We start from the raw sequence: 10641 nt of genomic DNA, 5'->3' as shown, positions 1-10641 counted from the left end.
GGCTCTAACCCTTGCTGCTGCATGGCGGCGAGTATACGTAATAGTAATTTATTGGCATTGGCGCGGCCTGTGTGAATATCACAACCCGAGTGGCCACCCTTAAGGCCTTTAATGCTGAGCTGCATGGCAGCTTGTTGTGGTAAGCTGGCTTGTTGTTCAAGGACAAAGCTAATACTGGTATCGCCGCCACCGGCACAGCCCATATATACTTCACCTTCTTGCTCTGAGTCGGTGTTAATCAGCAGTTTACCTTCCAATACACCGGCTTCTAGGCCAAAAGCACCGGTCATGCCTGCTTCTTCGTCAATGGTAAGTAGTGCTTCAATTGGCCCGTGAGCCAGCTCTTTGCTGGTGAGAACTGCCACTATCGAGGCCAGCCCAATGCCGTTGTCGGCGCCCAGTGTGGTGCCTTGTGCGGTGACCCATTCTCCATCGATGTATGGGCGAATAGGGTCTTGGGTGAAGTCGTGCTGAGTATCGTTATTGGCTTGAGGCACCATGTCGAGGTGAGCCTGTAAGATGACGCCTTGGCGATCTTCCATACCTGGGGTGGCGGGCTTTTTGATGATGACATTGCCTACCGAATCTTGAAAGTGCTCTAGTTGGTGCTCGCTAGCTAAAGCGAGTAACCAGTCAATCATGGCTTGTTCATGTTTAGAAGGATGAGGAATCGAACAGATTGTTTCGAAGTGTTGCCATAAGGCCTGTGGCTGTAGTGAAGATAATGAAGACACAAAATCACCTTGTAACTGTGAATATAGAATGAATATGACTTTATCAGCTAAGAATATTGAATATAAGTCTAATTTTTCGCTTTTTTATAGAATATTTACATGTTTCAGGCAGGGCTGCTTTCAGCTTAAGCTTAATTGTGTCTTTGATTAGCACGTTGTTCACCGTGAAAAAAGCTTAATTACACGCAGATAAACCAATTTACTAGGCTTTTCTAGGGAATATTAACAGGATAAGTTGGTAAATTCGGTTTTTTTTGCTGATCTAGCGCAGGTTGGGTCCAACCAGCTATGGCTTCTTGGTAGTAGCATGAATATAATGCGACGCGATTTTCACCAATAGCAAAACGGAGCTTATTGGTGAGCCAAATAAATTACTGTCAGTCCAAGGAACATACACCGTTATGTTAGAGAAACTATTTAAACTTAAGGCGCATGGCACGGATGTGCGTACTGAGGTCATTGCAGGTTTAACCACCTTTTTAACCATGGCCTACATTATTTTCGTTAACCCTAGCATGTTAGCAGCAACCCAAATGGATGCTGGTGCAGTGTTTGTTGCAACCTGTTTGGCCGCAGCCATTGGTTGTTTCATCATGGGGATCTACGCAAATTACCCCATCGCTCTTGCCCCAGGTATGGGCTTAAACGCCTTCTTCACCTACGGTGTGGTGTTAGGTATGGGCCATACTTGGCAAGTTGCCTTAGGTGCCGTATTCCTATCGGGTGTGGTATTCATTAGCTTGAGCCTATTTAAGGTTCGTGAGTGGATCATCAACTCGATTCCCCAAACCTTACGGGTAGGTATTGCCGCCGGTATTGGTCTGTTCCTTGGTTTTATTGCGCTTAAAAATGCCGGCATTGTGGTTGATAACCAAGCTACTTTAGTGAGCCTTGGCCACGAAAATCCCCATCAAATGATCTTGGCTGCCTTGGGCTTCTTCCTGATAATTGGTCTTGAATACCGCAAAATCAAAGGCGGTGTGCTGATTTCAATTTTGGCCATTACGGTACTGTCTATTATGTTGGGTTACACCGAATACCACGGTGTTATCTCTATGCCACCTAACCCAGCACCGACCTTCTTGCAATTAGACATCATGGGCGCCTTAGATGTGAGCATGATCAGTGTGATATTTGCATTCCTATTTGTAGACCTATTTGATACCGCCGGCACTCTGACGGCAGTGGCTCAACGTGGTAACTTGCTCGATGAAAAAGGTCGTTTACCTAATCTTAAGAAAGCCTTATTAGCCGACTCAAGCGCCACCATAGCCGGTTCGTTATTAGGCACTTCAAGTACCACTTCTTATATTGAAAGTGGTGCTGGCGTGGAAGAAGGTGGTCGTACCGGTTTAACGGCGGTGGTTGTGGGCATCATGTTTATTTTGGCCTTGTTGTTCTCGCCTCTTGCGGGAATGATTCCAGCCTACGCCACGGCTGGCGCTTTATTCTACGTATGTACCTTAATGTTGTCTGGTTTGGTTAATGTTGACTGGACTGATTTAACTGAAGCAGCTCCCGCTGCCATTGTGGCTATTTTAATGCCTTTAGCCTTCTCTATTGCCGATGGCATTGCATTAGGCTTTATTGCTTATGCGGTAATTAAGTTGCTTGCTGGGCGCTACAAAGAGGTGCCTCTTAGCGTTTGGGTCCTGGCGGTTGTTTTCGCACTGAAGTTTGCTTTCTTTTAAATTAATCAGTTAGAGTATGATCTTATGAAAGCCGTCACCTAGTGGCGGTTTTTTTTTGTGGTATATTTCGTTGACTATTCATTGAGTGAGAGTGTGCTGTGAAGGAAAATTTGTCAGAAATTTTATTTAAACCACGAATTAATGTGGTGGAAACTTCCACAGTTTCTAACTCGGAGGCGGCGCAGTTAACCGCCCACGGCCAGGATGAGTCGCGTAAGTGGTATCGCGTTTTACGCCGCGAATATTGGGCATGGCTAGGCCTTGATCCGATTGAAACCGAAAGCCTTTTTGCCACTATTGCGATGTCTGATAAACCGCGAACCAGCGAATTATTAGACACTGTCGGCGGCTATCAATCTGGCAACTGGAATTATGAATGGATGCAGCGGGCCGTTAAGTGTCAGGTGGCCGCTAAAGAAGCCGCCCAACAAGAGCAAAAAGAACAAGCCAAGCAGCAATACCTGTTAGCTAGTTACAGTGCTACCATTGCTGCTTACCCGCATTTTAAAGGGGACGATCTCGCCACCACCGCACAGGCTCTGGCTCATACTAATTTTGTTGCGGCAATGGAGCATAGTCCTTACCACTGTAAGGTTATTGAGATCCCAGTAGACAATAAGCGAGTGCCTTGTTATTTACACCTTCCCGATACTGACTCGGTGAAACCGGTGGTATTGGTGAGTGGCGGCTTAGATACTATTCAAACCGAGCTTTACCCATTTTTTGAACGCTTTTTAGCGCCAGCCGGCTTTGCCATGTTGTGTGTGGATTTACCCGGAGCGGGGCACTGTAGTCATTGGCGCTTACAACAGGACAGCAGCCGTATCCATTTGGCTATTTTAGATTATTTACCGGAAATTCCATGGGTTGACCATGGGCGCGTGGCCATGTTGGGTTATCGTTTCGCGGGTAATGTGGCGGCGCGTTTAGCCTTTATTGCGGCAGAGCGTTTGCGTGCTATTGTCACCATTGGTGCGCCGGTGGACCGTTTGTTTACCGATGTTCAACGCTTTCAAAGCTTGCCGCAAATGTATCAAGATTGTCTGGCCAATCGCAGTGGCGTTAATTCGGCTAATAAAGAAAGCCTATTCTATCGTTGTCTTCCCTTATCGTTGAAAACTCAAGGCCTATTAGGCGGAGCTCGCACGCCTATTCCGATGTTTGTGGTGGGGCGCAAGAACGATTTAATTAGCCCGGAAGCGGATTTATCGCTACTCAGTTCTGCATCAAGAAATTGCCAAGTGCAATTATTAAAAGAACTAGATTCTTTAGAAAATTATGATCAAATCTTCACCGAGGTCACGCATTGGCTACAAAAGCAATTGTGATTTGGCTTAATTGTGGTCATTATAGTTTTAGGATACGTTCTTAATACATCAATCACTGTGGAGAGAATATTCGCATGGAAGTGACTTGGCCAAGCCACGGAAAATTATGTTCTAAGTTTACTGCAATGGGGCCCTATTTTCGTAAGGAACACAGCAGTTCAGAGTTGTATTTCTTTGACTGCTTAGCCTCTTGCGTGAGCGCTAAACCTGCCGCCGATAAACGCGAGTTTTATGGCTGGTGGTTTGAATTAAGGGTTAATCAAGAGCGTTTCGAGTACCACTACTGGTTTGGTCTTTACGACAAACAGGGCGAGTGGCAGGAAGATAAAATCCCCAGTAAGTTTCAAGCTGAGGTAGAAGATTCACTTAACGCGTTTTATCCTAAGTTGCTTGATACTTTGCAAGCCTTAGGTCTAGAAATTAACGCCGCTCCCTCTTTATCCCCCAATTTGGCGCTGCCGGCAGCTTAGCTGGCGCAGCGCTCCGCAAAAAAATGGCGCACAGGCTCTGTGCGTCAGATGATTATCAGGTAGAATACAGGCTTTGCGTTTTAGCCTAGTTGGAATAGTAAATAAGCATGTCGAAGCAAACCATTGTCGTTAAGTTAGGCACCAGTGTGCTAACCAGCGGCACTTCTAAACTTGATCGTGCCCATATGATTGAGTTAGTGCGTCAATGCGCCTTGTTGCGCAAGGCTGGTCATCAATTGATCGTAGTTACATCGGGAGCGATTGCTGCAGGGCGAGAGCATCTGTCGCTAACTCATGGCAATATTGCGCCGACTATTGCAAACAAACAAATGCTGGCCGCGGTAGGGCAGAGTCGTTTGATTCAAACCTGGGAGCGCTTATTTAATATTTACGACATTCACGTGGGGCAAATGTTATTGACCCGCGCCGATTTAGAAGACCGCGAGCGTTTTTTAAATGCCAAGGACATGCTTAAGGCTTTGTTAAAACACGGCATTGTTCCCATTATTAACGAGAATGATGCGGTGGCTACCGCCGAAATAAAAGTGGGCGATAATGACAACTTATCGGCACTAGCGGCCATTCTAGGCGAAGCTAATAAACTGTTGTTACTGACCGACCAACCCGGGTTGTTTACTGCCGATCCTCGAAATAATCCGGAAGCTAAATTGATTGAAGAAGTGAGCGAAATCACCCCTGCTATTCGTGCCTTAGCAGGTGACAGTATTAGTGGTTTGGGTACCGGCGGTATGGCCACTAAATTGCAGGCCGCTGAAATTGCCGGCAGGGCCGGAATAGAGGTGGTGATTGCAGCAGGCCATAAAGAAAGTGTTATTACTCGTTTAATAGAAGGGCACAACGTAGGTACCCGTTTTTGCCCCACTTCCACCCCCTTAGAAAACCGCAAGCAGTGGATCTTGGCAGGCCCACCTCCGCATGGTGAGTTAGTGCTAGATGATGGCGCTTGCAAAGCGGTGGTTGAACGCGGTTCAAGTTTGTTGCCGAAGGGGATCTGTGGCGTTAAGGGGGAGTTTAATCGTGGTGATGCAGTGCGCCTAATAAACTTGGAAGGACGCGAAATAGCCCGTGGGATTTGTCGTTATCAAGCCAAAGATATGAATAAAATTAAAGGCTTACATTCAGAACAGATCGATAAGGTACTGGGCTATGGTTATGGTTCGGTAGCGGTCCATCGAGACGATTTAGTATTGAAATAGGAATATCCAATGAGTTTACAAGAGCTTGGGCAACAGGCAAAACAAGCCAGTTTTGAGTTGGCCACCTTAACAACCCGCCAAAAAAATGCAGCATTAGCAGCGATTGCCGAGCAGCTAGAGGCGCAACAAGAGGCCATTTTAGCGGCTAATAAAATCGATTTAGATGCCGCCCGTGAAGCGGGCTTATCTGCGGCACTATTAGACCGCTTGATGTTAAATGGCGAGCGTTTGGCGGCAATTGCCAATGACGTGCGTAACGTGATTTCTCTGGAAGATCCCATTGGCAGTGAAATGGATTGCCGAGTATTGGAAAACGGCTTACGTTTGTCGCGTCGCCGTGTACCGCTGGGTGTAGTGGGCGTAATTTACGAAGCTCGCCCCAATGTGACCATTGACATTGCAGCGCTGTGCCTTAAAACGGGTAACGCCAGTATTTTGCGTGGTGGTAAAGAAACTTTCCATTCCAACATGGCGCTGGTTAAGGTGATTCAGTTGGCCTTGCAACAAGCTGGCTTGCCAGCGGCATCGGTGCAATACATTGAAAGACCTGATCGTGAGTTAGTGGCCGAACTGCTGCGCTTAGACGAGTACGTCGACATGATTATTCCACGTGGTGGCGCCGGTTTGCATAAAATGTGTCAGGAAAACAGTACTATTCCGGTGATTATTGGTGGTTTTGGCATTAGCCATATTTATGTGGATGATTCGGTTGATTTAAGCGCTGCCTTGATGTGATTGAGAACGCTAAAGTACAGCGTCCTTCCGCCTGTAACGCCTTAGATAGCCTGTTGGTTGACCAGAATGCTGCCGCTGAATTATTGCCGATGTTGGCTCAGCGAATGAACCAAGCGTCAGTTAAATTGGTGGCCACCGAAAATGCCATGGCTGGGCTTAGTGCCGCCAAAGATTTACAAGCTGCCGGGGAAGGGGATTTTGATACCGAATGGTTAAGTTATACCTTAGGGGTGAAGGTTGTGGCCGACGTTGATGAAGCGATTGCTCATATGCGCACTCACAATGCTAGCCACTCCGATGCCATTTTGTCGAATAACTTGCAGTCGGTAGAGCGTTTCGTCAATGCGGCAGGTTCGGCAGCGGTGTACGTGAATGCCTCAACCCGCTTCACCGATGGTGCGCAATTTGGCTTGGGGGCGGAAGTGGCCGTCTCTACTCAAAAACTACATGCACGCGGCCCCATGGGGCTAAGCGAGTTAACCTCTTATAAGTGGATTGGTATTGGCGATATGTTGTCTCGCCCTTAAGCACTACTCAATACCCATGCTAGAAGCCTGCACTGACTGCAGGCTTTTTATTAGGGTTTATCTATCGACAATAACTCTACGTCGAATATCAAGGTCGAACCTGCCGGAATTGATGCCACACTGCGGTCACCGTAAGCCAGCTGGCTAGGAATGAAGAAGCGAAACTTTTCGCCCACATGCATGTACTGTAAGCCCTCGGTCCAGCCGGCGATAACTTGCCCCAGTGGAAATTGAGCAGGGCGGCCTCGCTCTACTGAGCTGTCAAAAACTAATCCATTGATTAAGGTGCCGTGATAATGCACGGTCACGGTGCTGGTGGGGGACGGGGTGTCTCCAGCCCCTTCAACGACGTCTTCTAGAACCTTGTACTGTAAACCCGAGTCGGTGGTAACCACATCTTCTTGTTGGCCGTTTTTATCGAGAAACGCTTGACCTAGTTGACGGTTTTGCTTGACGACTTTGCCATTATTGTTGGCTCTAAGTAAAAACAGAACGACAAAAATGGCAAGTATGGCTAGAACCACAAATTTCAAAGTAAAGTCCTTGTGTTAAATGAATCAGGGTTTGCAGCACTTTACGTAACTCGAAGCGAAAAAGCACTTCATTTTTATGATATTAGCGGGTCATTTTCTTTACAAATACCACTACAAATAAGGCAATGATGAAGCTACCGCTAAAGGCTTCAATGGCAGCAAAAACGCGAGAAAGCCCCACCGGCGTAAAATCACCATAGCCGAGGGTGGTGAAGGTGACCACGCTATAATAAAGACACTCGGCAAAGGCGATGAGGTTTTGCTCAAGGCTATGTTCAAGGTTAAGCGCCACGATATTACCGTTGAAGTGAATGCCGGTAAAAAAATAAATTAATGCGCAGCTTAAAATGATCATCATGGAGGTGAGTACAACGCGCACTGGTAGCTCTCCATAGCCACACACCCAATCAACTATTTTAGAGATGATGCGCCGGTAAGAGTATTTGGGTAATTGGTAGCGACGCATGGTGAGTTCTTTACGTAGGAATTGCCCAGCGGTGGTAAATAGTCCTTCAGCCTCCGTCATTTTACGTAGGCTACGGTATACTTCCTCTGCTTGCTGGTAATAGTCTTTCATTGCCGCGAAGTCTTGTTGCTGCTTGGCTTGCTCGGCCCATTGCTCTTGTAAGAGCTGCTCACCTACGCGAAGGCTATCGCATTTACAATGATCCATTTTGCAGCCTAATAAATTGCTTAGGCTTAGGTCGGTATGATTGAGGTTGGCATTACGTAAATCGGCTTTCATAAGGCTGCCATGGCGCAGCTGCAAGTTAAATAAGTGGGCGCCATTTAGATTGGCTCGATATAAGTCGGCGCCACTCATATCATAGCCCTGCTTGCTATTACATTTAACTAGGTCAATGTCGGCTAACTGGGCGTTTTTCAGTAGGATACCACGCAACAAACCGCCGTTTTGGGCATAGTGTTCTAATTGTTGTTTAACGTGTTCGCCGCTTTTGTCAGCCTCGGGGTCGTGCCAAAAGCAAAACCCCTGGTTTTCTGCCGTTGCGGTACAGCGGGCACCGGAACTATCTTGGTAGCAGCAAGTTTGAGACGAAGCCATAATAGGTGCTCCTCACTTAGAGCAACAGGTTGATCTATAGCCACTTTTTATAGTGGCTCAGTGTTTAATTGTATTGTATGTGGGAAAATTTGCGAGTTAGCTTGATTGGCTTAGGCATAAACTCAGCTTATTTTTTACTGCCTAACTGTTGAAACTCATTTTTTAAAGTGGAGTAGCGTTCCGCATGGTTGTCGTTGAGTTTCAAACCATCTAGCTGTTTAATCGTTGTTTTACACTCGCTGAGCATTTGGCCGCTCATGCCTTTAGGGTTTTGGTTGAGCTGCTTTAATATCGCCTGAATTTTATTGAGTATGGCACCAGTATTGCCCGGCGCCACATTGAGAGCCTTGTCGAAGTAATTAATCGCATCCTGATAGCGATGTTCTTCATAGGCTTCGATGCCCATTTTGTTGTATTCGCGGAATTGCCCAAGTTTTAATTCAAAGTCTTCAGCTTTGAGTACTTTTTTTGCAGACTGAAGAGATACAGGGTCAATGCCTTGGCGTTTTTCTAGTTCTTCGGCAAAGGGCATGGCGTATTCAAATTCGCCGACGGAGTTTAACGTCAGGAAAGTATCCGGTAACAGCTCTCCACTAACTTTATTAGGGGCGTCTAGTAAACCTTCATGGCTGTCAAAAAGCAGGCGTTTGGCCTTATTTAACTCGCCTTTGGTAGCGTGTACTCGAGCCTGACTAATGCCTTCAAAGGCATCAAAGTTGAAATCATCATCTTTACCTTCTTCACGCCTGGCATGAAATAACACGGAGTTCACTTCTTGCAACAAGCGGTTCTTCCGATACAAATCGTCTTCGCTTTGCGCTTCATCAATAAGGCTACGTACATAGTTACAAAGGTGATGGGGGCCGCGATGAATGGAACGGCGCGCCAGTTGTAAGATGGTCGAAAAGGTTTCTTTGGCTAAAGTGAGGTCGCCGGACTCCATTGCTAATTCGGCAAGCAATTGTTGCCGTTCTAGGCTGTTTACCGCTAGTTTTGATGCTTTTAGCACGGTTTCTAGGGCTTTATCTAGTTCACCCTCGGCTCGGTAGGCGCGAGCCAACCAATCGTAGGCGGTAAGCAACAGTGGGCTTTCTGCCACTGAGCGATTTAAGGTTTCAATGGCATTTTTATTGTCATTTAACAGTAAATATACTCGCCCTAAAGTCGCCTTAGCCCATGTTTGTTTGCGCTCTTTTAATATTGCTTCTAAAGCGTCTTTAGCTGCGCTGTATTCCTCTAGTGCTATTTGTGCTTCCACTCGCAGGTTTCGGCAATAGTTACTGTAGCGGCTGTCTTGTTCGATTTGCTCATCGCACAGTTCGATAACTTTGTGATACTTTTTTTCGGCTAAGGCTTGATATATGCCGCGGAGGCTTTGACGTTTTAGGTTGGCTCGGGCTAAACGGTTGTGCAGTTGAAACTGAGAAAACGGTTTGGTGATAAATTCATCTGGTTCCATTTCCAGCGCACTTAATACCATACTTTTATTGTTATCACCGCTGATAATGAAAAATAGAGCATCGACATCTAACAGTTTACTAACTCGCAGCTCTTCAAGTAGCTGGCCGCCATTTTTACCGGTTCCCAAATTGTAATCGACTAATAAAATATCAAACTTACGTTTGCGGCAGGCTTTTACCGCGGCTTCGCCGGTATTAGCAAAAAATACATCCGTTGCGCCAAAGTTTTGCAGCATGGCTTTAAGCATCACTTGAAAAGCTCTTTGATCATCAACAATGAGTATCTTCTTGTCGCTGTAATTGTATTGCGTCGCCATTACTGAGTTTTTTATCCTTTTAACTCGCCGAAGTGTATGCTGATTGGCGGTAAATAAAGTAGTGTAAGTATAGACAGTTAGCTCAACAATAGTATCGTCTATTAACCCTTGCAAAACTAGCCTTGGTTGATTTAATATTAAGCAGTTGGTAGGGCTTCTGGTCATATCAACGCTGAGTCAAAGCCAAACTTGGAGTGATCCAAGGTCGGAAAGTTACAGGTCTTAAGACGTTGTCTTAAGATGGCTGGACCGCCTTAGTTGAGTAGTAAATTAAACCCTTTAGGTTTCATTTGCTGCTTAGTAAGTTAGTCTATTTACCGTTTATTACTTTCCGTATTTGGTTGGAACGCCAAGCTGATATTTAGCTTGGCGTATTTGTTTCTGCCGCCGCCACTTTTTTCTATTCTTGTCCAGCGCTTCAGTCGCTGCCTAAGTTGTGCCGTTTCGCTAATCTTGTTAATTGCAGAACAAGTGACTCCAAGCTAAATTTCAGGCATAAAAAAAGACATCTTAAAGATGTCTTTTTTTATAAAGATGGTGGAGGGAGGTGGATTCGAACCACCGAA

8 protein-coding genes, 1 pseudogene and 1 riboswitch are annotated in these 10641 nt (G+C 46.1%); of the genes and pseudogenes, 5 read left to right on the top strand and 4 right to left on the bottom strand.

Translation table 11 applies throughout. The features are described from left to right. Positions 1 to 734: M20/M25/M40 family metallo-hydrolase (locus ACQY6Q_RS10255; RefSeq protein WP_427981003.1), on the bottom strand; the 734-nt coding region annotated here is incomplete at its 3' end. Positions 735 to 1135: 401 nt separating this feature from the next. Here ACQY6Q_RS10255 and ACQY6Q_RS10250 point away from each other — a divergent pair. The 5 genes and pseudogenes from ACQY6Q_RS10250 to ACQY6Q_RS10230 all read left to right on the top strand — a co-directional run bounded on the left by ACQY6Q_RS10250 (position 1136) and on the right by ACQY6Q_RS10230 (position 6702). Further along, positions 1136 to 2425, top strand: a complete 1290-nt coding sequence (locus tag ACQY6Q_RS10250; RefSeq protein WP_427981000.1) for an NCS2 family permease — start codon at positions 1136 to 1138, stop codon at positions 2423 to 2425. Between the two features lie 110 nt (positions 2426 to 2535). Continuing rightward, a complete protein-coding gene (locus tag ACQY6Q_RS10245) occupies positions 2536 to 3753 on the top strand; it encodes an alpha/beta fold hydrolase (protein ID WP_427980997.1) in 1218 nt (405 codons plus the stop codon). A 74-nt stretch (positions 3754 to 3827) separates the two neighbouring features. Beyond that, positions 3828 to 4223: a sigma factor-binding protein Crl gene (gene crl, locus ACQY6Q_RS10240; RefSeq protein WP_427980994.1), complete on the top strand. Its 396-nt coding sequence runs from the start codon at positions 3828 to 3830 to the stop codon at positions 4221 to 4223. Between the two features lie 107 nt (positions 4224 to 4330). Next, positions 4331 to 5440, top strand: coding sequence for a glutamate 5-kinase (gene proB / locus ACQY6Q_RS10235; RefSeq protein WP_427980991.1), 1110 nt, complete (start codon positions 4331 to 4333; stop codon positions 5438 to 5440). Positions 5441 to 5449: 9 nt separating this feature from the next. Beyond that, a pseudogene (locus tag ACQY6Q_RS10230) lies at positions 5450 to 6702 on the top strand (glutamate-5-semialdehyde dehydrogenase). Between the two features lie 50 nt (positions 6703 to 6752). Here ACQY6Q_RS10230 and ACQY6Q_RS10225 read toward each other — a convergent pair. The 3 genes from ACQY6Q_RS10225 to ACQY6Q_RS10215 all read right to left on the bottom strand — a co-directional run bounded on the left by ACQY6Q_RS10225 (position 6753) and on the right by ACQY6Q_RS10215 (position 10075). After that, a complete protein-coding gene (locus ACQY6Q_RS10225; protein ID WP_427980988.1) occupies positions 6753 to 7235 on the bottom strand; it encodes an FKBP-type peptidyl-prolyl cis-trans isomerase in 483 nt (160 codons plus the stop codon). Positions 7236 to 7317: 82 nt separating this feature from the next. Next, the gene (locus ACQY6Q_RS10220; RefSeq protein WP_427980985.1) at positions 7318 to 8298 is read right to left on the bottom strand and encodes an ion channel; all 981 of its coding nucleotides are present in this window, start codon (positions 8296 to 8298) and stop codon (positions 7318 to 7320) included. A 127-nt stretch (positions 8299 to 8425) separates the two neighbouring features. Then, positions 8426 to 10075 carry a response regulator gene (locus ACQY6Q_RS10215; RefSeq protein WP_427980982.1) on the bottom strand — a complete coding sequence of 550 codons (1650 nt, stop codon included), beginning with the start codon at positions 10073 to 10075 and terminating at the stop codon, positions 8426 to 8428. A gap of 172 nt (positions 10076 to 10247) precedes the next feature. Then, a riboswitch (cyclic di-GMP riboswitch) is annotated at positions 10248 to 10332 on the top strand. Positions 10333 to 10641: the final 309 nt, after the last annotated feature.

Origin of the sequence: Agarivorans sp., assembly GCF_050295395.1 — a bacterium.
Taxonomy (GTDB): Bacteria; Pseudomonadota; Gammaproteobacteria; order Enterobacterales; family Celerinatantimonadaceae; genus Agarivorans.
The sequence above is the reverse complement of the archived record's forward strand: the minus strand, read 5'-3'. Positions and strand labels throughout refer to the sequence as shown.